The sequence below is a fragment of the Sporosarcina thermotolerans genome (genome assembly GCF_030067815.1).
Lineage (GTDB): Bacteria > Bacillota > Bacilli > Bacillales_A > Planococcaceae > Sporosarcina > Sporosarcina thermotolerans.
The window spans coordinates 841296-861845 of record NZ_CP125968.1 but is presented as its reverse complement, the minus strand read 5'-3'; the positions used below and the strand labels follow the sequence as shown (position 1 = coordinate 861845).

Genomic DNA, 20550 nt, shown 5'->3' with positions numbered 1-20550 from the left:
GTCGACCGACGAAATTGTGACAACAAATACATTTAACTAAGCAGTTCATTTTCGATTATTTTTCCCACAGTTCAATCCATCTTCCTTCCGGATCAGCAATCCAAACAAATGTCCCGAACTCGCTTTTCTCAGGTTGTTTTAAAAGCGGTATTCCAATTTTCTCAAAATGTTCCAGCCAAGCTTCGATATTTTCCACTTGAAAATTTAACATTACAGATTGTTCCTTTGGAAAATAATCATTATCCTCCTTAAACAAAGAAAAGATTGTTTCATTATCAACTTCCGGCTTGAAAATCATACCATTCCACTCTTCCATCGATAAACCAAGGGTTTCTTTATACCATTTCCCCAGTGCAACAACGTCTTTTGTTCTCCAAAAAACCCCACCGAAACCTTTAACTTTCATAGTCCTGTCCTCCCAGTAAATTATTCATTGTCATACAATCCAGGCGTTGTTTTATTTATTCAACAAGTTTTTTTATATTCTCATTTTCCCAAGAGCAGCGCCCATAATTTCATCAAAGCCCTTCTGCCATCCCTTATGGTAATTGGCCGCTTCTTCTGGCCTGATCAGCATACGCTCCGACGATTCAAAGCCTGCATCAAACGGCAAAAACGCCGTAATATCCATCCGATAAAACACCTGGTAGCCCACTTTCGGATAGGGACTGGATGGGTTCCATAACGGATTCTCCTCATGATTCACTTCAATTGCGCCCAAAAGCGTGCAGTCCCCCGTCACATAAGCTTCCTCCATCACCTCACGAATGACACATGCTTCCACAGTTTCTCTAACTTCGATATGACCTCCCGGAAAATCCCAACCACGATCATTCAAATTAACCATGAGCAGCTGTCCCTCATGAAAACAAAACGCATGAACACTTGTGATCAATTCTCGTTCTGGCATCAAATCCCTCATCCACGTGAGCTTCAGTTTATGGCCGCCCCAGTCGACATATATCCCTGTCACCATTTACCCCTCATTTCCCCAAAGAGTAACCTTCAAATAACCTTCCTCCGTATGGTGCAAGCACTTCGTCAGTGATATTGATAATTCCTTCCCGATCACCGGTTTTATAAAATGCATGAAACGCATCCACAAATCGATCGGCAAAATCCTCGTCATATTGTTTCAATGCACGGACAATCCACTTGGAAGCGCCAATCCATTTACCATTCGTCCGGAGTACAAATTCGTGGATTGCCTCGGCAAGTGTATTGGCGATGAAAAGTGCTTCCGCCTCATTTTGCGTGCCTAGTAAATCGTCGAGCGCGTCCGTTAGCATATATCTCTTTGTTAACAAGGTCTGTTCCGACCAGGGGGCCGGGCCTTTATTTAACAGTACCGCGGCTTCGTTTTTGATGTTCGAAAGGATTCCGGTATCCACTAAAACAACTCCTTCCGCCACCATTCGCGGCAAGCTGGGACGTGCTCTTTCGGCGTCTGTGAGAAAATAGTTTTTATAGGTGGTCAAAGAATGTACAAATACTTCAATTGGCCAGTTGTATTCAATGCGGGATTCGCGATAAGCATTCTCTATTTGATTATCAAAAATTACGATATCCAGATCAGATGTAGGAGTTTCTTCGCCTCTGACGACACTTCCTGCAAGAACCGCGGCCTGGCAATGAGGGAAGAAGTTCATCGACAAAACGTTTTGCTACAAATATTGCTTTCATCCTTTTCATTTGGCTCCTCCAAACATTTCCGGGTCTTTATTTAATCAGTCTCTTTACAATCTCCACGGGGCGAACATCTAACATTTCAAGCCCATCAATAGGGATCCACACTGGCGTATAAGTTCCTCTATTACGGTCTATCCCATATTCCTCACCTTTTCCCGTCCCAAATGTCCCACCGACAATCGTTGCAAGAAAAAAATGCTGTGTTCCATTAAAATTTACAGTTCCAATAAGCTTTTGTATTTCAATTTGTACACCTAACTCTTCCATTGCCTCCCGGACAGTTGCCTCCTCAGGGCTTTCCCCGTCCTCAACTCCACCACCCGGAAAGACATAATATTCCTCCCCATCACGATTCCTCCGAATGATCCCTACTTTATCATCCTCAATAATTACGGCAGATCCCCGAATTCTCGTATGTACCACTTCACTTCCCGACATATTCAATCAACCAGCAATCCCGGTATTCCCCTTCATGCCATTCATGCTTAGGTAAAAGCTTTACTTTACTGAACCCGCACTTCTCATAGCAGCGAATCGCCCGCTCGTTCCACGTTTGTGGATCCATAACAATACGGTCCACTTTCTTTTCATCCAATAAATATGTAACAATCATTTCGACAAGTTGCGTCCCAATTCCTTTATTCCAAAAGGTTGGTTCTCCGATGAACTGATCCATACCGTAGAGGATTTCTGATGGATTGGAATATCCATAGATCCTTCTTTCCTCATCCCCTACTGGATAAAACTGTACATAGCCAATAGGTTCCTCATCGTATAATATGAGGCATCTTGTTTCACCATCCGCCTCTCCGTAAAAGTCCTCTTCAACCTGTGCCAAATCTAACGGACGGTCCCGTCCCTCATAAAACTGCAATACTACAGGGTCAGACAACCATTTGACCAAATGCAATTTATCTTCATCAATCAATTCTCGAATAGCCACACGCCCATGTTGAATTAACATACACACACCTCTTTAATTATTTTCAATTAATAGACTTTGCAATTTCTATTTGTTATAATTTCAATAGATACAGGATATAGTAAAAAGGACCGCAAAGATGTTGTAGCATCATTGCGGAACTTTAATAGACATGGTTTCCATTAGGGGATCAGCGTCACGTTAGGAATTAATCCACCCAGTCGGCTAAAACTCAAGGGTGGATTATTTCTTTTGTGACAGTACTAATGCAATTGGAACGTTGTTACAACTACGGGATGCTGACCGCCCTTGAAAACTATGCTATTATTCTCACATTATACCATACACACGTTCCTTACTGCCGGACAATTCACAATTGAGCAGTAATCCTTAATGCAATAAAAAAACAGCACCGATTTTACAGTGCTGCTTCCCCTTTTACTTCACCAACAAACTTTGAATCCATCTACTCAACGTCCCTTTATCTACAAACGGCGCTAATTCCGCAATAGTTTCCGGGGCAAACTTACTCATATCCATCCGATCCACAATCCTGCTTAAAACTTCTCTGTCAATGAAAGGCGCAAGGGATTTTAGGCGACTTGAATCCAACTCTCCCTCTTTCACTTGTTCCGCCAATCGATTCAACATTGTACGGCTACAAAACGGAGCCAATCTAATGACAAATGTCCATTCCAAATCCTCACTTACAGCCCGCTCAATCAATTTATCTACACGTTCTCTTCCAATAAACGGCGCAAGCTTGATAACTGCATCATAATCCAAGTTATCAGTAATGGCCTTGTCTATTAAATTCCCTAATGCTTCTCTGCTAACAAAAGGCGCCAGTTTTCCAATCTGCTCCAACTCAACGCCATCCTCCATTGCCTGTAGCGCAAGTCTATCCAATGACTCTTTTCTCACAAACGGAGCCAGCCGAACTATGGCATTAAAATCCACACCATCCGTAACGGCCTTGTCCAACAATTTCCCCAACGCGTCACTACTGATAAACGGAGCCAGTTTCCCGATCAGTTCAATTTCAACACTTTCCTCAGCCGCCTGTAGTACCAGGGCATCTAACATTTCTGTTTCAACAAAAGGCGCGAGCCTCAATATCATATCCTGATTGAACAAGCTTTTATCGACTCGCTCTGTCACTGCAGCCAATTCACTCGCTTTCAATAAAGGCGCTACTTCAATTAATTCATCCATTTCCGCTTCGCCCGTATTGATCATTTCCGCAACTTCTTCCCGACGCTCCTCAGAAAACCCCTTCATGATCCGACCAAGATTATGGACGTATACCGAATCTTCCTGCCCGGTACCCCCATTCATCAACTCATCCACCGACACTCCAAAAGCCTGGCCGATGTTCATCAATGTCCCTAAATCCGGCATCGATTCTCCCCGTTCCCACTTAGAAACGGCCTGATGACTCACATTCAACCGATCCGCCATCTCCATTTGTGTCCAATCCTGCTCTTTTCGAAGCTTTGAAATATAACTCCCGATCTTTCTTGTATCCAACATCCAAACAACCTCCCCAATAAGTATCAGCGCGCACTGTTAACTTCAGCGTAGCATATTGGCATCTTACAGCCTATCAACTATTGGTTGAATACGAGAATTCTACCGGTGGTGGAATGATATCAATCAAAAACCATTTCCTTATGAGGATTCCGTAAAAATTCAAACATAGTTGTAATCTGGGACTCGGTATTTCGATTTTTAGAAAGCGGAGGTAAATTGTTCTTAGAAAAGAACTCAACTTGGTTCGTTTCCGGTCCCACAGCAGGACCACCTCCAATAATTTCACACAAAATGAAAATCTTATAGTAATGGTATGGTTCCGGGGGATGAGGGTGCTTGTTTTTATCTAATAAGGCAATAACTTTTACTGGAATTACATCATATCCAGATTCCTCTTTAATCTCCTTTACTACATTCTCAGTAGGAGATAATTCAATGTCGCAAAATCCACCCGGCAAAGCCCATTTATCATCTATATTTTCTTTCACCATTAAGATTTGATCATTTATAAATACGACACCTCGAACATCTACTTTTGGAGTTTGATAACCTGTTTCATTCGTAAACAAGCCTTCAATTTTGTTCATTTCAAGATTGGTGTATTCCGCCATTATCTCTACGCTGATTTTGCGTAACTCCTCATAACGTTCTATATCATAAATATCCTTTGAAAAAGCTAACCCAGACTGAGACAATGCCTGAATTCTTTTTGCCCAATTCAACCATTGTGTACTCATCTGACTCCTGCCTTTACGTAATTCTCAATTCCGTAACGCTACTTATTAGCAAATTTGGTTGTTCACTAAATGTTGCAGTTTGATATTCAGGTAGCCACTGTACACCAATTGTAAATACATTAGCTTGCACTCCGGCAATTATATCCGCATCGCTATCTCCAACGAAGATTGCTTCAGAACTTTCCACTTTTAGTAAAGATAAGGCTTTCACAAGCCCTTCCGGATCAGGTTTAGGCTTACTTACATCATCACCTGTTATTAAAATCGAACAACCCTTCCATATCTAATTTTTCCAAGGAGATGTCTAAGCTTCTTTTTGCCTTTCCTGTGAAAATACCCAACTTTATATCCATCTCTTTTAGTAAGGTCACTATTTTGTGTATATCTTTATTAGCTATCACTAAGTCTTTATGAAACCGCGCATATTGTTGGTAGAAATACTCGATCGCCTCGTCTTTACGGGCGCTTAAAAGATTCTTTCTAAGAATGCCAACTTCTGAAGGACCAAACATTTCTATAATCTCGCTTGGCGTAATTTCTCTATTATCGTATTCCTTAAAGACACTTTGAAATGCGTAATAACAAATTGGTAATGTATTCGCCAATGTCCCATCAAAATCAAATATAATTGCTTTCATCTTTAAATCCCCCAATAATCCATTAGTCAGCTATCTTAAATCGATTCACATCTCCAAGAAGACGATCTGCAAGGGCGGCCAACGTCTGTGCGCTCATGGAAATTTCCGAATTCGCGGATAGCTGCTCCTCCGTTGCTGCACTTGCCGATTGGGCTTCCGTTAGTGTTTGCAACGCGAGGTTTTGTACGCCTAACGATTCAGCAGATATGATGTCCGTCATTGACCGGACTTCCTTAATAGTTGTTGAGACAGCACTCATTGCACCGTTCATCATTCCTGTTGCACTTTCAATCTGCTGAAACACATAACCTGTTCTTTCCGACAGTTCCCTTCCTTTGGCAACAAAAAAATAACCCTCTTCTGCTGTTATAATCGTTCTTTCGACGTTTTGCACCATCTCATCAATCATTCGGCCAATATGTGCCGCCGACTGTTTCGATTGGTCTGCAAGATGGCGAACCTCTTTTGCTACTACTGCAAATCCTTTGCCATGTTCACCCGCTCGTGCAGCTTCAATTGCCGCATTCAGTGCTAATAAGTTCGTCTGCTCTGCCATTTTCGTAATAACCGACGTCACTTCGCGGATTTTTTCCGAGTGGGTCGCCAGTTGACCGATTGTGTTGGATGACTTCTGAATGGACGTGCTAATTTTACTCATTTGATCTGTCGCTTCTTTTAACTGTGATGCTCCATCTGTGATGAGGCCCGCAACCTCTGTTGAAGCATTCTGCATTCTTTCATTATCATCGCTGATTTGTGCAATTCCTATTAGCATTTCATTCAATGTAAGATTAGATTCATTCACTTTCGTTACTTGGACATCACTTGCCATCAAATTACGTTCAGTTATAGCGGCAACGGTTTCTGAGGCAGCAAGGCTCTCCTCCGAGCTTGCGGATAATTCCTCCGCGTGGTTAGCAAGCTGAATAGCAGATACTTTGACGGTCTTCAGAATTCTCCTTAAGTCTTCCGTCATTCCATTCAGCGCATCAGCCATTTCCCCGATTTCATCTTTGTTTCGGACAGTAATTGGCCCAGCTGTAAAATCTCCGTTTGCGAGATGTTCAAGGGAAGCAGTCATCTTCCTGACTGGCCGTGCTATACTGCGGCTAATGATTCGGGCAATCACGATGCTTATCAAGACCGCAGCTCCGATTAAGCTACCGATAAGTACATATATCCATTTCAACACGGTTTGTAGCTGTTCTTCAGAATTTCTCTGTTCCGTTTCTTGATGATGAATAAGCTGCTGAAGATTTGTCGAAACCTCCTGCTGATAAAACGAAACTTCATTCGCCAAGTCCATCGCGCTTTCCATATTTCCTGCCTGTACATCCCGTATAATCAGTTCACTTATTTGTTCTGCACTTTTGGATGTTTCTTTCACTTCTTTCATAATCTTAAGGTCGGCTGCTGTATGTATCGATTTATCTAACGTTTTTATCTTGTCCTTAATAACATCCATAATTTCTTCTCGTTGTTCTACATAGGATTGTTCTTTGTAAATAATGTAGCCTCGGATGTATTTCGCATCAGCATGTTGGGCTGATAATAATTGTTCCAGCAACATGACATTTTTAATTTTATCGTCAATTAAATAACGGTACTCTCCATCTAATTTGTATAGAGCCCATAATCCGGATGCTCCGACTAACAGAACTATTGATAAAATCGCTAAAAAACCAACCCACAACTTTTTTCCTACTGTCATTTTCAACTGTAAGCATCCCCTTAATGATCTATCATCCATTCCGATTATAGGTCATAGGGAAAAAGTATGATGTAAAATGTTTGTTAAGATTGCGGAAGATCAGAACAGTGAATACCTTTCATGCTTCAGTTCTTCGTCGTAGCTCAGTGTTTCAAATTCATCTTTCTCCTTACCCAATTTCTTTGCAAATGAATTTCGCAATCTCTTCAATACTTGCATCATCGGTCGATATAAATTGGCCTAAGCATGGATTCTTAAATCCCTCAAGGCATTTATCCGTTTGCGCAAAGCACCAATTGCCTTCCTCTTCACCGCGTTCAATAAGTCGATCATGAATCGTTTCCTTTTTTGCGGTCAAGCAGAAATGATAGGTTTCCGGATCAATTTGCAGAAATCCACTGTGAATTGTATCGAAATACTCTTTTGTATAAATCGTCATCGGCACGATCAAATCCTTGCCATATGTTTCTCGAAGTTGTTTTGCCACCTCGACCGTCAACGGTTTCCACATATCCAAGTCCTGAAAATCTCCAGTTCGCTCGTGTTCCAATTTCTCATCTTCCGGTATGATATGCCTAAGCATGTATCCGACCTCTTCCGGATCAAACAGCATCGCTCCGTCAAGCTTTTGTAGCAATTTATTTGCTACTGACGTCTTTCCAACCCCGAAAGCCCCATTGATCATCACAATCATTCCGTATCCCCCTCATATGTGAGAAATGGTTCATACATCGTTATCGCATGATTTTCCGTTACAAATTCATCATCAACCTGGTTGCCATCAACGTCGTACACTTTTCGATGAATCGAGTTATGACGCACATAGCCACCCCATAATTCCCGTGTAAAATGATGCTCTTTCTCGTATATTTCATATGTTCGAGTCGGAGGCACTGTCGAATGCCATTCCCCGGTAAGATGCGAGTCCGTCAAATAAACGACCAGTTGAAATGGGGTTTGTGTCTCGTTCTTTATTTGCAAATCTAAATAATTATAAGCACAGGTTGCCCCGCTACCGAATGGCTGACTTCTGTTCGAATCAGGGAAGACATCGTAACTGTGTCGATATCGCTCCGTTACTGTCAACGGTGTATGCAATGTAATCCAATAGATAAGGTTCGACATCTGACAAAGCCCCCCGCCAGTCCCAACGGTCACCTTTCCATAATGGAGAATCATTCCGTCGACATACCCTTTCCGTTTCGTTGTATTGCCGATCAAACGCCAATATGAAAAGGTTTCTCCCGGTTCGATGACAATTTTATGCAACCGTTTTGAGGCAATCTTGAGATTCGTTATTTTATTCTTTTGCAGCTGCATATCTACGTCTTTCAGTTGCCTTAGCAATGGGGTTCGATGTTTCTTTACTACATAAGGAAGTTTTTCATCAAGACGTTTACGGGCATACCGTTTTCCGTCAAACAGCCATTCGCCATAGCGTTTCAGTCGATATACTTTCTTCCCCGCAAATATCCGCAATTTGCTTCTTTTAATCGGTTTTAATGAAACCACACACCCACCTCCTATTCCATCCTAATTCAACAAACTTTCTTCTTTCTCCTTCATTATTAGGCCCTTGTGCGAAAGAATGGACCCTAAAAGGGGAAGAACGGTCCCTTGCGCAAAAGAATGGACCTTGAACTGGAAAGAATGGGCCCTTACGCAAAAGAATGGACCTTGAACCGGAAAGAATGGGCCCTTGCGCAAAAGAATGGACCTTGAACCGGGAAGAACGAGTCAAGTCCTTAATCTTGTGTAAATTCCCTTTTCAATGTTTTCGTTCATCTCTTTTTAAGACATAAATATATTTGGCAATACTGGATACGCCTACGAGTTAACTGCTCGCAACTTTACTTGGAGAGGCGGGCATGATAGCCTTGGCGGGAAAAGCCAGCCCCATCGGCCGGGTTTCCTGGCTTGGGACTCATGCCCGCAGAGGCTCCAAGTCAAGTTGCTTGATGATCAATTAAGTCTTACGACTTTTTATCTGCAAACAATCTTTTATTCCAGTATTTGTTTCCATCTACATAACTGATGAGTACGGCGCCGATCAATCTGAAGGCGGACTGGGTGTTCGGAAAGATACGAATTACACGTTCTCTCCTACGAATCTCCCCATTTAGCCTTTCCACGCCATTTGTACTTCTTATAGACTTTCGATGGGCGATCGGAAAATTCATATATTGAATAGAATCCTCAAAGCCCTCATCGAGTATTCCCAATGCCTTTTGGTACTTTGAATTGCCTTCGTACTTTTCAAAGAAAAGCTCTTTCAGATTCCTTAAAGTATCCATATCTTCTGCGGCAAATATGCTTTTTAGAAGGCTAATCGCCTCCTGGTTGTCCTTCTTTGGAAAGGCGTCGACAATATTGCGTTTGAAATGAACATTGCATCGCTGCCAAGAAGTACCGACGAAATCTTGTTGAATCGCCTTTTTAAGACCTTCGTGGGCATCGGAGACGACCAGTTTAGGTGATTGAAGACCTCTTGAAATAAGGTGTTGGAAAAAAGCAGACCAACTCTTGAAACTTTCATTATGATCCACTTTCAAACCAAGAATTTCTCGGCGACCCTCTTTGTCAACTCCAAGGGCGAGGTAGACAGCTTTGGAAACTACACGGTTGTGCTCCCTGACTTTGATGTACATGGCATCCACAAACAAATAAGGAAAGTAGGTTGTATTTAAAGGTCGGTTTGCCCATTCGTTGACGACAGGATCTAATTTCGCCGTTAAGGAAGAGACGAAGGATTTTGAAACGCTCTTACCACACAGCTGTTCCACTATCTTTGTGACCTTTCATGTCGATACGCCATTCACAACCATTTCAAGCATTGAAAGGACAAGAGCCTGATCACACCGTGCGCGTATCTTTCAAAGACCGAGGGCGCGAAATCACCTTGGCGTGTTCGAGGAACCTTCAATGTAATCTTTCCGATACTCATGGTTAAATCGCGCTCGTAGTAACCGTTGCGATAATCAATCCGATCGACAGAACGCTCATAGGAAGCGGCCTTTAAGTACTCATCCCGCTCCATTTCCATGTATTCGTTTAGCACTAAAACGATTGTGGATTTGACCACAGCATCAATGTTTGAATTCATTACAGAGTCTTTTAAAATATCCATATTTAGGTTAAAATTAAGTTGGGCCATTTTCCATTCCTCCAAATGTTTATCGTGGTTGAAAACATTTTATCACAAGGGATGGAAAAGGCCTTTTCCTATTTACACAATTATATGGACTTAATCGAAGAACGGTCCCTTGCGCAAAAGAATGGACCTTGAACTGGAAAGAATGGGCCCTTGCGCAAAAGAATGGACCTTGAACCGGAAGAACGGTCCCTTGCGCAAAAGAATGGACCTTGAACTGGAAAGAATGGGCCCTTACGCAAAAGAATGGACCCTGAAACGGTTGCCTGTGATGAGCCAAAGATTCCAAAATAAGCATAAGTCTTTCAAAATCGCGCATAACTCACCCGAAGTCGATCATAATCCTCCCAAACTCGCGCATAACTCCAAAGACGCTACGCTCGCTGCAAGTGACAGGTGTTTTTTTGCAACTGACCGTGGAAAAACGACCGGTCATCGAAAAGCGGCAGACTGATTTGGAATGGCTGGATATAGTAAGAGTACAAAGAACAACGACGGAGGGATTACGAATGGAAATTGTACGCGTAAGCAATCTGCAAAAGACGTATGGGGACAACAAAGTGTTACGGGGAATTGATTTTACAGCGAATGCAGGAGAAGTCATCGGAGTCATCGGTAAAAACGGTGCAGGTAAATCAACATTTTTAGAAATACTAATGACGTTGAAACCATATGACAATGGGAATGTCGCAGTATTGGAAATGGAATTGCAATCCTTATCTACAAGCCAGCTGGAACATATCCGAAAAGACATTTCAGCGGTTCTGCAGCCGACACAGTTTTACAAAACACTGAAAGTGATCGAGTTGCTGAAACTATTCAAAGCGTATTACAACTCAAACGTCGATATCGAACAGATCGTCTCGGATTTCAAATTGGGGCCACACCGGAAAAAGTACTTCGATAAGCTTTCAGGCGGATGGAAGCAAATTGTCAGTTTGGCAATCGCCTTCTTATCCGAACCGAAATTGCTTATCTTGGATGAACCAACGACAGGTCTTGATCCGCATATGCGCAATACGCTTTGGACGTATATTGCTGACTACAACAAACGTACAGGCGGCACGGTCATCTTGACGACACATAATATGGATGAAGTCGAAATGTACTGCGACAAAGTGATGCTCTTGAACGATGGCGTCAACGAAGTGTTTGATTCGACGGAAGGGATTCTTTCCACAGGATATAAATCAATCAACGAATTTTACTTATCAAAAGTGTCTATATAAGGGGAATTTAAATGTTAGCGACTCAATTGAAGTACGATATGCTCATGTTTACACGGGAAATTTTCTATATGGTGTTCACAATCATCGTTCCGCCGGTCACATATTTGTTCATGGGGCAACTTTTCGGAGATGTTATGTATGCGGGTAATCTTAATTATGCCGAAACGTACACCCCTTCCTTCATTTTACTCATCACATTCGGTGTCATCTTTTTCGCATTCGGGTTCGACCAAGTGATGAACCGGACGACAGGAGTAGAGAAACGGATCAACTTATCGCCTGTTCCAAAAAGGACTTTGCTGCTCTCCAATATTTTAAGATCAATCATCATTACGAGCATCGGCTATTTCCTAGTGTTTTTCATCGGAATGATTGCCTACGATCTTTCATTCCAACCGTTGAATTTCGTATTATCATTCGGGGTCTTTATTGTTTTGAATGCAGCATTGCTCGTCATTTCATCAGCAATCTACTCTCTATTCACAAGCATGAATGGCGCATTGGTCTTTTCGATTGTCATCTTTCAAGTAGTCATGTTCACTGGCGGATTCACAATGCCGATCAACATGATGCCGAAGTTCGTGCAAATAATTGCCGACTTTAACCCCATCTATCATATGAATCAATTATTCATAGCAGTATGGAACGGACAATTTGTATGGAATAACAGTTCCCTGCTTTCCATCGGTTTTATTATAGGCTGTGTCATCATTTCGCTGGTCGTCCTTCGTTTTTCGAATAAAGCGAGAAAATAATCTCTAACAAATGGTACGATATTGAAAGTACCGATTTGGGGGGATAGATGAAATGAAAGTTTCATTGGACATCGATAGTGATTATGAAGAGACAAAAGTTACAATCCATTGCAATGAAGTGGATGATTCGATAAAAGAGATCCTTGATTTTTTAAAAGGGAAGAAGACGGAGTTTCTCGTTGGAAGAGATGGCGAGATGCAACATATTTTGAAGCCTGATGAAATTCATTATTTCCATACGGAGAAGGACGGCGTCATGGCGGTGACGGCGGAAGGCTCCTTTTCTTTGAAGGAGAAGCTGTATGAGCTTGAGGAAATACTACCTTCTACAAAATTCATCAGGCTATCAAAATCAGTTATCGCCAACTTGCATGAACTGAGCCGATTCGAAGCGTCATTCAACGGTACGCTCGTCGTTCACTTTAAATCGGGGGCGAAGGAATATGTGTCGCGGACATATGTAAGCGGCATTAAGGAAGCATTGAAAATGAACAGGAGGAAAAACGGATGAAGACGTTTATGACAAGAAGCTTATTAGGCATCTTTTTCGGCTCATTCTTAGGAGTAGTTACAATCTTAGCGGTTGTATATATTGGCGGGAAAGACACGTTGGATGCGGCAATCCTCGCGAAAAACCTGTTTGGCACGGTATTCTGTGGTTGGTTTTTCACGGTGACGCCAATGCTGTTTGAGAATGAAAAACTGACATTGCCGGTGCAAACAACTTTGCATTTCCTCAGCGTCACTGCGTTATACTTCATCGTTGCCTTCGTAATAGGATGGATTCCATTCACGTTGAAAGGTTTCATCAGCATGCTCAGTATCTTCATTGTATTCTATTCGATAATTTGGTTCGCCTTTTACATGTATTTCAGGAAACAAGCGGAGAGATTGAATGCGGAGCTGAGGGAGTTGTAGGTGTTTGATTTTACACTCTTTTAACAAGATAGCCATATGTGCTTTACATTCTGCCGGTATGATGAAGTAGAATCCAATTTGAGAGGAGCATTCCATTGAAAATTGCATTGTTCAGTGATTTGCATTATCCGGCAGTCGATGAAAGAGTACCAGGTTTGTTAGAGGCACGGGCATCGTTTTACAAAGAATTCATTGATCAGTTTTTGGAGATTGACGCACGTTTGCACGTTTCTCTCGGAGATTTGACCAATTACGGCATGGCGCACGAATTGAACAACATCTATTCACTGATTGGCGATTCCCGTGAATTCATCCATGTATTAGGGAATCATGATAATTACTCTTTGACGAAACAGGAACTCCTTGCTTTGACGGGACAGAAACAGTACCATTCATTCGAGACGGAGCAGGCAGTGTTCGCATTTTTGGATACAGCTCGAGAATTGGATTATGACTGCTGGGGCGGCTGGATGGATGACGATCAATTGGAATGGTTTGAGAACGTCATTCAAAATTCAGGGGAAAAGCCGTTGCTCGTGTTTGCACATCATCCTGTGTACAACACGACAAAAGGATCCGAACTGAACAATGGGTCCATCCATCCGAGCATAGATATGCGTAGATTATTAGAGCAGAAGAAAGGCATCGGCATGTTTTTCAATGGCCATATGCATTGCGATTCGATTGTGAAAGAAGGTAACTGGACTTTCGTTCAAACTGCAGCTTGTTTAGATGAGCAATCTTTCCGCGTTATTGAAATACAGGATGAGCAAATCGTCGTGGAATCCATTCATTTGGATGATGAGACACTAATACAGAATGCTGCATTAATTTATGAAAACATGAATCATTTCACTCACCGTCCGAACGCGAAAGGCATCGATGAGGACCGGAATTGCACGATTTCATTGCTGCCATCATTTGTACAATAAATAATACATTTCCTTTTTGTAGTATAACTATGAGAAGAGCAACTTAAATTGTTGCTCTTTTTTATTTGTGTCAATTTATCGAAAAGTCAATTATACATATATACATTTGGATAAATAAATCATAAAGTAGAATTAGAACAGTCGTTCAATTTAACGGAAGGAGATCTTTATGGATTGAGTAGGCGTTATGACAGCGAAGAGGCAAAACGAATTATTAGGGAAAAAGCATTTGAATTGTTTTCACTGAAAGGCTACAATCAAACCTCGGTTGGAGATATTGCTAAAGCTTCTGGATGCAGCAAAGGCCACATTTACTATCACTTTGAAAACAAGGAGAAGCTATTTGTCCTATTGGCTCAGAATTCCATGCATCAATGGTATACCAAATGGATGGAAAACGAATCAAACTATTCATCAGCCACTGAAAAGTGGTACGGGATGGCCAACCATGTTTTGTACAATTATCAAACACCATTGCTAAAGGCAGGACAGGAATTGGGCGCCAATCCTACATCATCACCGGAATCAGTCCAAAAGTTATACGAGCTTGCAGTGGTGCCAATGAGCACTTATCGCTCAATCTTTCTAGAAGGAATTGAACGCGGGGAGTTTGAAAACGGAAACGTTGATGAATGGACTGCACTATTAGGGACTTGGCTTGGGGGACTATGTCAATTGACGAATACACAGCCATTACAGTCACTTGAGCCTTTATTTGAACAAGCAATCACCATTTTTTTAAGTTCAATAAAGGAAAGGGGAAAATGACATGAAGATCGCATTAATCGGTGACAGTTTAACCGAGGGGCGTCCAGGTGTTTCATTTGCAAATATGTTAAAAGTGAGATTTCCAAAGGATTTGTTTGTGAATCTCGGAAAACCTGGGGAAACGGTAAAAAGTCTATATAGTCGTTTAACAAAAACTGGATTAGATAGTGATTTTGATTTGGCATTTGTTTGGATTGGTACAAATGACGTGTATTCAAAGCTTTTGAGTGTTAAGGCACAACCAGTAGTCAAGGATTTTGAGGAATTTAGAGAGGTTTACCAACAGTTAGTAGAAATCGTCATTTCTTCTTCCAAAATGGTAGTGTTGGTTTCACCTGCTTTAGTAGGTGAACATTTTGATAACCCTTCCAACAAGGAAGTTAGAGAATTATGCACGCTGGTCAAATCATTAAGTGAAAAGGTACACGTACATTATTTGGATTTTCATGCCGTTTTTGAAAAAGCATTAGCTAACGAGGACAGTTCGGATTATATATCCACCAATCCTTTTCGAGTCATGTTTGATGTGTTCTTTTATAAAAATGAAGACAGAATTGATCAATTATCAAATCGGCGTGGTCTGAAACTAACATTGGATGGACTACATCTGAACAGTGCCGGAGCAAAAATCGTTTCGGATGAATATGCCCATGTGATCAGTAACGCAATTTCCCCAACAATTTTGAAAGGTTCCTGAGGGATTTACCAATGGATACGATTAGAAAAGTAGCGATTGTAACAGGCGGAGCTTCAGGTATTGGTAAAGCACTTTGCAGAGAACTCATTACACAACAGGTGTTTGTCATCATAGCGGATGTAAATAGGAGCGAAGGAAAGCTTGTGGAGGACGAACTTAATCGACAAGCGAACTGTTCGCGATATGAATATGCAAATGTAATCGATCAAGCAAGTGTAGAAGAGTTAGTAAGAAACACTTTCCAAGAATTCGGCAGACTGGATTATCTATTTAACAATGCCGGGATTACGATGTACGGCGAGTTATTTGATGTTTCAATAGATGACTGGAAACATATTATAGACGTCAATCTATGGGGAATCATTCATGGAACGCAGATTGGTTATAGCATCATGAAAGAGCAAGGCTTTGGCCATATTGTCAATACGGCATCGGCAGCAGGACTGGGCCCGTCTCCTCTGACTGCGGCATATTCAGCAACGAAACACGCTATCATCGGACTTACAACTTCTCTACATTATGAGGCAAAAGAATTTGGTGTGAAAGTAAGTGCACTTTGTCCCGCATTTGTAGATACACCCATTTTTTCAAATGCTATTGCAATTAACATTGATAAGCAAAAAATGGTTCAGCAACTACAAAAACAAAAGTTGATGGCCCCTGAAAAGCTGGCTAAGATTGCAGTAAAAGGCGTTCATCATAATACTCCAATAATTTGTCCGATGCCTATGCGACGAACAATGGACATCTTTTTTACGCTGTTCCCACGAGTCCATAGCAAGCTGATGGATTATGTTTGCAAGATAGGGAGAAGAGCTCGAATTTCATAGGGGTTGCGAGCACGATGTAGAATTTCTGCACAGAATGAAGAAATTCTACAAATCGCACCCAAAATTATTAAAAGGTTGCCTTTGCAGCCTTTTTTTTTTTCTCCTATTCCAATAAACCGAAAACAAAATCGACAGTATACTAATTCCAACGGATGGCCAGAAATAAGGCGGGTAGTACGTCAATTCGATTTCATTCTTCCCGTTCCCGAGTTCAATGCCCGTAAAGGCATAATTCGCCTGTAGAATCGGTGTTTTCTCGCCATTCCGTTTTGCCGTCCATCCCTTCTCAAATGGAATCGGGAGGAGGATATGAGAATCCCCTTTTTGATTGTCCAACATGATTTTCGCCTTGCTACCGTTCCAGCTCACTTCGATAGGCGCTTCCTGGTCACTTCGCGCTTTCACTGCTTTCAGCAACGAATAGTCTTCCGTGTACATTGAAAAGTCGTTCAGGTCATACTTACCTTCGGCACCCGGATAGATATCCGTTCCCCGGACGGCACTCTGATCGTCAAGTCATTGACATTCGTCCGATAGATGGAGTCATTTTCCTTCCGTTCAGTCGTAAACCCGTTCACTTTCAAATTGAAAGCCTTATCGTTCGATTTCCGTTGAATGAAGAACGACAGGAAGCTGTCTTCCTTCAAATCGTTTCCCCCATGACGACATCGAGCCCCCCTCGCCTTCCGTCACATGCAACACCCCATCCTCATACGTTGCATTTACAGGTTCAAACGCGACTTCGTTAACGACATTTACAACCTTAGGAATTTCCTCACCATTAATGACTGGTAAGATGATTCCTTGTAACATTGCGTGCTCTTTTACAAGTGCGGGCGCATCTTCGAGATCCTTTTCGGAATACAAAATCGAAGTCGTCCGGGCGAACGGAAGGAGGTAGTCATTTTTGTATGCTCGGTACTCGCCTTCCCTTGCGATTTCCGTAAATCCGAACGGAACCGGATCGCCGCCTTCCTTCCGAATTGCATAGCTGCCATTTAAGATGCTATACAGATTCGCCCGATCGCCGAGAGAGGCATATCTACTGACACTCTCCCGCCTCATGTCGATATGAAGATCCTGTAAATAAAAGAACAGCAGATGCTTGTTTAAAATGCTCGAGTAGACACTCATTCCATTGAAATTTTGGACAATCGGCGTATTGTTCCTCGTTTCAATCATCCAGTCGATCCTCGCGAGCGGATTCGTTTCAGCGGCTTGTATGTTCCGGATAAGTGCCCGCTGATCCACCCCGTAATAATGCTCACTCTCCATATATTCCCTCGTGATGCCGTAGACGGGCCCTTTATTTTTGCCATTGTCCCGATACGTCAACTTTTCTTCCTGGAACATATTCGCCGTGAGTACTGTTGTGAATAACAGAAATGCAATCATAAGCCAGGTTGTCCACCGCTTTTTATTCCAAATAAAAACAAAGAACAATGCAATCGTGATTCCTGCACAAATAAGCAAATAAGACTCATACATTGGCATTTTAAGCTTCGGATCGAACGTGTAAAACACAATATATAGCCCGGTTGCAATGATTGCGGAAATGACGATATTTTTCAGATGCAACGTGCGTAACTGTTGAAGTGCTGCAGCCGCTGTACCTCCCACAGCAAGTGAGAGATAATGCTCCCATCGGTATTGCGGCGCCGAAAAGCCGTTGAACATGCTGCCGATGAACGGGCTATAATGCAGGATGCACAGCACAATTGTACTAAAAGCAAAAAAACGGAATGCACGATTTTTATAAAGAGGAATCATCAATAGGCAAAGCAACACGAAGGCAGGGAGTATGACAATCCTTCCATGGAGCAGCAAGTTATCAACCGCTCCGAATAGAGGAATGGCATCCTTATATTCCGGCCTGAAATTGTTCAAATATCCGTAGACGGACGGAATGAAAAACGGAGCACTTATTCCCGCTCCAGCAATTCCGCCGACGAGAAACAACTTCACTTGCTTCCCCTTCTCCGTCTCTTCGATGAAAAGCGGGAACAGCCAACGGAAAAGGATGTACAAAAAGGCGAGCAAGAAATTCACATACGCAAAATAGAAATTGTCAATCATATTGAGTGCGACCGCGGAGATGAACATGCCACATTTCCCGTTTTGCATAATCCTTTCCACGCCGATCAGCAACAACGGAAAGAACAGCATCGCGTCGGCAAAAAACTCCCAATATGTCACATGCCTAAAATAAATGACACTTGTGCCATAAAGGACGGCGCCTATAAAAGCTGGAATAGAGTGGAATCGGATCGTCCTGAAAAAGTATGTAGTAAGTGCAATAATGCACGTCATCCTCAAAATGCTAATGACAATGAGCGTATTTGCCCAGTAAAACAAGTCTGGTGTCGAGATGGCTCCGACTTTCTCAAGTAAGAAAGTGACGAGCACGGTCACGATAAAGACGATCGACGTCGAAAAATAGTAACCAAGCTGCGAGAACACGCCGCCACCAAGCCCAAAGCTTTCCGAGTAGAAAAATTCCCCGTTCGTATACAAATTATAAAGAAAATACTTGAACGGAATCATTTGGGATAGGCCATCGTTCAACCCCGTCATATAACGCCCTTTCAGAAATTCCGTCAAAAAGAAAAGATGGCTAAGGACCGCGATAAAAATGCTTGCGGCCCATATAGAGACCCATTGATATGACCTTTGTCTATTCATGCGGCTTTTAGCACCCTCCCGGTTACAACGAACGTTATCGGTACGGTCACGACCAAGGCGGCGAGTGGTGCGATGCTGCTATTCATGCGCAGCCACTCGACCAAAACGAAGATGACGAGGAACGTCACGACGATATTCACAAATTGCGTGATTGGAAACAGGAAGAACTTTTTCCACGTCGGCTTAACGCCGAATGTGATATAGCTGTTCAATAAAAATGAGACAGCCATGCTTATGGCAACCGCGGTAAAATGGGCGATCACATATTGCATATGCAATACATGCAATCCGCCCAAATAGAGGGCGTAGTAAACGCTCGTATTGACAACTCCGACGATAAAAAACGCATTGAACTCACGAACCATGGATTGTCGCCCGTCCTTCCCGTTTCGATTCAATGCTCGTTTGCTGAACTAAATAATGCGGGCGCTTTTTTGTTTCATTGTAGATTCTTCCGATGTATTCTCCGATAATTCCTAGGGACAGCAATTGCACTCCGCCTAAGAAAAGGACCGCGGAAATCGTCGTAAAATACCCGGGCACTGCAACTCCGTGCAGAAAAATGCCGACAAGCGTAACAAAAATGTAAATTAGTGCGGATGTCAATGTCGCTAACCCAATGTACAAGCAAAGTCGCAACGGTTTCGTGTTAAACGAAACAATTCCGTCGATTGCATAATTCAACAGCTTCGAGAATGACCATTTCGTCTCCCCGAGCTGACGAGTGACATTTTCATAAGTAATCGTCTTCTGTTCCAATCCAATCCAAGCATACAGACCTTTTGAGAAACGATTGCCTTCGCTAAGCAATAAAAGCGAGTCCACCGCCCGCCTGCTCAGCAATCGGAAATCCCCTTCCCCATCATTCAATTGGACGTCAATCGCTTTATTGACAAAGCGGTAATAGGTGCTTGATAACAGCGAACGCAGATGGGAATCCCCTTTCCGGTTGCGTTTTGCAATCACTTGGTCATATCCCTCTTCAAATCCTTTTAATAACTCGGAAATTAAAGATGGAGGATGTTGCAAATCAGCATCCATCAAAATGACCGCCTGACCTTTTGCATGTTGCAGTCCAGCTATAATTGCAGCTTCTTTCCCGAAGTTCCGTGTGAATGAAACATATTCAGCTTCTGGGTACGTATATTGAATATCCCTAATTTCAATCATTGTCCCGTCTGTACTGCCGTCATCGACGAACAGCACTTCATATTTCATCTGCTGATGCATCATTTCATCTGCAATAGCCTTCATAACGTTAGCAATATTCCCCGCCTCATTATAGGAAGGAATGACAAACGAAATCGTCAACTGTTCCATCTGCTCACCCACTTTCATGGAATTCACTCTGTCTAAGC

General features: G+C 42.3%; 23 protein-coding genes and 2 pseudogenes. 8 read left to right on the top strand and 17 right to left on the bottom strand.

Annotated features, from left to right (window positions below):
• Nucleotides 1–55: 55 nt before the first annotated feature.
• The 12 genes and pseudogenes from QNH10_RS04900 to QNH10_RS04845 form a co-directional block, all read right to left on the bottom strand.
• Nucleotides 56–406 (bottom strand): VOC family protein, encoded by a 351-nt coding sequence (locus QNH10_RS04900; protein ID WP_283733733.1) that lies wholly within the window; start codon nucleotides 404–406, stop codon nucleotides 56–58.
• Between the two features lie 72 nt (nucleotides 407–478).
• The gene (locus tag QNH10_RS04895) at nucleotides 479–976 is read right to left on the bottom strand and encodes an NUDIX hydrolase (protein ID WP_283733732.1); all 498 of its coding nucleotides are present in this window, start codon (nucleotides 974–976) and stop codon (nucleotides 479–481) included.
• 7 nt (nucleotides 977–983) lie between these two features.
• The gene (locus QNH10_RS04890; RefSeq protein ID WP_347178040.1) at nucleotides 984–1649 is read right to left on the bottom strand and encodes a nucleotidyltransferase domain-containing protein; all 666 of its coding nucleotides are present in this window, start codon (nucleotides 1647–1649) and stop codon (nucleotides 984–986) included.
• A 70-nt stretch (nucleotides 1650–1719) separates the two neighbouring features.
• Complete coding sequence (locus tag QNH10_RS04885; RefSeq protein ID WP_283733731.1) at nucleotides 1720–2112, bottom strand: NUDIX hydrolase; 393 nt, start codon at nucleotides 2110–2112, stop codon at nucleotides 1720–1722.
• Nucleotide 2113: 1 nt separating this feature from the next.
• Nucleotides 2114–2653 (bottom strand): GNAT family N-acetyltransferase, encoded by a 540-nt coding sequence (locus QNH10_RS04880; RefSeq protein WP_283733730.1) that lies wholly within the window; start codon nucleotides 2651–2653, stop codon nucleotides 2114–2116.
• 396 nt (nucleotides 2654–3049) lie between these two features.
• Complete coding sequence (locus tag QNH10_RS04875; RefSeq protein ID WP_283733729.1) at nucleotides 3050–4144, bottom strand: helix-turn-helix domain-containing protein; 1095 nt, start codon at nucleotides 4142–4144, stop codon at nucleotides 3050–3052.
• 119 nt (nucleotides 4145–4263) lie between these two features.
• Nucleotides 4264–4881, bottom strand: coding sequence for an NUDIX hydrolase (locus QNH10_RS04870; RefSeq protein ID WP_283733728.1), 618 nt, complete (start codon nucleotides 4879–4881; stop codon nucleotides 4264–4266).
• A gap of 13 nt (nucleotides 4882–4894) precedes the next feature.
• Nucleotides 4895–5519: pseudogene (locus tag QNH10_RS04865) on the bottom strand (HAD family hydrolase).
• A 22-nt stretch (nucleotides 5520–5541) separates the two neighbouring features.
• Nucleotides 5542–7230, bottom strand: a complete 1689-nt coding sequence (locus tag QNH10_RS04860) for a methyl-accepting chemotaxis protein (RefSeq protein WP_283734567.1) — start codon at nucleotides 7228–7230, stop codon at nucleotides 5542–5544.
• A 169-nt stretch (nucleotides 7231–7399) separates the two neighbouring features.
• Complete coding sequence (locus QNH10_RS04855; RefSeq protein ID WP_283733727.1) at nucleotides 7400–7924, bottom strand: AAA family ATPase; 525 nt, start codon at nucleotides 7922–7924, stop codon at nucleotides 7400–7402.
• Nucleotides 7921–8742, bottom strand: a complete 822-nt coding sequence (locus QNH10_RS04850) for a VanW family protein (protein ID WP_283733726.1) — start codon at nucleotides 8740–8742, stop codon at nucleotides 7921–7923. Before QNH10_RS04850 ends, QNH10_RS04855 begins: the two co-directional genes overlap by 4 nt.
• A gap of 461 nt (nucleotides 8743–9203) precedes the next feature.
• Nucleotides 9204–10384 (bottom strand): annotated as a pseudogene (locus tag QNH10_RS04845) (IS256 family transposase).
• A 401-nt stretch (nucleotides 10385–10785) separates the two neighbouring features.
• Here QNH10_RS04845 and QNH10_RS04840 point away from each other — a divergent pair.
• The 8 genes from QNH10_RS04840 to QNH10_RS04805 all read left to right on the top strand — a co-directional run bounded on the left by QNH10_RS04840 (nucleotide 10786) and on the right by QNH10_RS04805 (nucleotide 16510).
• Nucleotides 10786–11610, top strand: coding sequence for an ABC transporter ATP-binding protein (locus QNH10_RS04840; RefSeq protein ID WP_283733725.1), 825 nt, complete (start codon nucleotides 10786–10788; stop codon nucleotides 11608–11610).
• Between the two features lie 11 nt (nucleotides 11611–11621).
• Nucleotides 11622–12365, top strand: a complete 744-nt coding sequence (locus tag QNH10_RS04835) for an ABC transporter permease (RefSeq protein WP_283733724.1) — start codon at nucleotides 11622–11624, stop codon at nucleotides 12363–12365.
• Nucleotides 12366–12417: 52 nt separating this feature from the next.
• The gene (locus QNH10_RS04830; RefSeq protein ID WP_283733723.1) at nucleotides 12418–12876 is read left to right on the top strand and encodes a LytTR family DNA-binding domain-containing protein; all 459 of its coding nucleotides are present in this window, start codon (nucleotides 12418–12420) and stop codon (nucleotides 12874–12876) included.
• A complete protein-coding gene (locus QNH10_RS04825; RefSeq protein ID WP_283733722.1) occupies nucleotides 12873–13283 on the top strand; it encodes a DUF3021 domain-containing protein in 411 nt (136 codons plus the stop codon). The genes QNH10_RS04830 and QNH10_RS04825 overlap by 4 nt, the downstream gene beginning before the upstream one ends.
• A gap of 95 nt (nucleotides 13284–13378) precedes the next feature.
• The gene (locus tag QNH10_RS04820) at nucleotides 13379–14215 is read left to right on the top strand and encodes a metallophosphoesterase family protein (RefSeq protein WP_283733721.1); all 837 of its coding nucleotides are present in this window, start codon (nucleotides 13379–13381) and stop codon (nucleotides 14213–14215) included.
• A 174-nt stretch (nucleotides 14216–14389) separates the two neighbouring features.
• Entirely contained in the window at nucleotides 14390–14983 is a 594-nt protein-coding gene (locus QNH10_RS04815; RefSeq protein ID WP_283733720.1) for a TetR/AcrR family transcriptional regulator, read from the top strand.
• Nucleotide 14984: 1 nt separating this feature from the next.
• A complete protein-coding gene (locus QNH10_RS04810; protein ID WP_283733719.1) occupies nucleotides 14985–15680 on the top strand; it encodes an SGNH/GDSL hydrolase family protein in 696 nt (231 codons plus the stop codon).
• Nucleotides 15681–15691: 11 nt separating this feature from the next.
• Complete coding sequence (locus QNH10_RS04805) at nucleotides 15692–16510, top strand: SDR family NAD(P)-dependent oxidoreductase (RefSeq protein WP_283733718.1); 819 nt, start codon at nucleotides 15692–15694, stop codon at nucleotides 16508–16510.
• 45 nt (nucleotides 16511–16555) lie between these two features.
• Here the strand turns inward: QNH10_RS04805 and QNH10_RS04800 are convergent, their stop codons facing one another.
• The 5 genes from QNH10_RS04800 to QNH10_RS04780 are packed head-to-tail and all read right to left on the bottom strand — an operon-like array spanning nucleotide 16556 to nucleotide 20512.
• A complete protein-coding gene (locus tag QNH10_RS04800) occupies nucleotides 16556–16927 on the bottom strand; it encodes a YfhO family protein (protein ID WP_283733717.1) in 372 nt (123 codons plus the stop codon).
• Between the two features lie 32 nt (nucleotides 16928–16959).
• Nucleotides 16960–17157 carry a hypothetical protein gene (locus QNH10_RS04795; RefSeq protein WP_283733716.1) on the bottom strand — a complete coding sequence of 66 codons (198 nt, stop codon included), beginning with the start codon at nucleotides 17155–17157 and terminating at the stop codon, nucleotides 16960–16962.
• Nucleotides 17105–19192 carry a YfhO family protein gene (locus tag QNH10_RS04790; RefSeq protein ID WP_283733715.1) on the bottom strand — a complete coding sequence of 696 codons (2088 nt, stop codon included), beginning with the start codon at nucleotides 19190–19192 and terminating at the stop codon, nucleotides 17105–17107. The genes QNH10_RS04795 and QNH10_RS04790 overlap by 53 nt, the downstream gene beginning before the upstream one ends.
• The gene (locus tag QNH10_RS04785) at nucleotides 19189–19557 is read right to left on the bottom strand and encodes a GtrA family protein (protein WP_283733714.1); all 369 of its coding nucleotides are present in this window, start codon (nucleotides 19555–19557) and stop codon (nucleotides 19189–19191) included. Before QNH10_RS04785 ends, QNH10_RS04790 begins: the two co-directional genes overlap by 4 nt.
• Nucleotides 19547–20512: a glycosyltransferase family 2 protein gene (locus tag QNH10_RS04780; protein WP_283734566.1), complete on the bottom strand. Its 966-nt coding sequence runs from the start codon at nucleotides 20510–20512 to the stop codon at nucleotides 19547–19549. The genes QNH10_RS04785 and QNH10_RS04780 overlap by 11 nt, the downstream gene beginning before the upstream one ends.
• Between the last annotated feature and the right edge of the window lie 38 nt (nucleotides 20513–20550).

Excerpts from the sequence above, each read along its gene's own strand:
- QNH10_RS04895 (WP_283733732.1), bottom strand. The coding sequence starts at position 976 with ATGGTGACAGGGATATATGTCGACTGGGGCGGCCATAAACTGAAGCTC.
- QNH10_RS04790 (WP_283733715.1), bottom strand. The coding sequence starts at position 19,192 with ATGAATAGACAAAGGTCATATCAATGGGTCTCTATATGGGCCGCAAGC.
- QNH10_RS04805 (WP_283733718.1), top strand. The coding sequence starts at position 15,692 with ATGGATACGATTAGAAAAGTAGCGATTGTAACAGGCGGAGCTTCAGGT.
- QNH10_RS04825 (WP_283733722.1), top strand. The coding sequence starts at position 12,873 with ATGAAGACGTTTATGACAAGAAGCTTATTAGGCATCTTTTTCGGCTCA.
- QNH10_RS04835 (WP_283733724.1), top strand. The coding sequence starts at position 11,622 with ATGTTAGCGACTCAATTGAAGTACGATATGCTCATGTTTACACGGGAA.
- QNH10_RS04900 (WP_283733733.1), bottom strand. The coding sequence starts at position 406 with ATGAAAGTTAAAGGTTTCGGTGGGGTTTTTTGGAGAACAAAAGACGTT.
- QNH10_RS04785 (WP_283733714.1), bottom strand. The coding sequence starts at position 19,557 with ATGGTTCGTGAGTTCAATGCGTTTTTTATCGTCGGAGTTGTCAATACG.
- QNH10_RS04880 (WP_283733730.1), bottom strand. The coding sequence starts at position 2,653 with ATGTTAATTCAACATGGGCGTGTGGCTATTCGAGAATTGATTGATGAA.
- QNH10_RS04860 (WP_283734567.1), bottom strand. The coding sequence starts at position 7,230 with ATGACAGTAGGAAAAAAGTTGTGGGTTGGTTTTTTAGCGATTTTATCA.
- QNH10_RS04875 (WP_283733729.1), bottom strand. The coding sequence starts at position 4,144 with ATGTTGGATACAAGAAAGATCGGGAGTTATATTTCAAAGCTTCGAAAA.
- QNH10_RS04780 (WP_283734566.1), bottom strand. The coding sequence starts at position 20,512 with ATGGAACAGTTGACGATTTCGTTTGTCATTCCTTCCTATAATGAGGCG.
- QNH10_RS04890 (WP_347178040.1), bottom strand. The coding sequence starts at position 1,649 with ATGAACTTCTTCCCTCATTGCCAGGCCGCGGTTCTTGCAGGAAGTGTC.
- QNH10_RS04855 (WP_283733727.1), bottom strand. The coding sequence starts at position 7,924 with ATGATTGTGATGATCAATGGGGCTTTCGGGGTTGGAAAGACGTCAGTA.
- QNH10_RS04810 (WP_283733719.1), top strand. The coding sequence starts at position 14,985 with ATGAAGATCGCATTAATCGGTGACAGTTTAACCGAGGGGCGTCCAGGT.
- QNH10_RS04830 (WP_283733723.1), top strand. The coding sequence starts at position 12,418 with ATGAAAGTTTCATTGGACATCGATAGTGATTATGAAGAGACAAAAGTT.
- QNH10_RS04870 (WP_283733728.1), bottom strand. The coding sequence starts at position 4,881 with ATGAGTACACAATGGTTGAATTGGGCAAAAAGAATTCAGGCATTGTCT.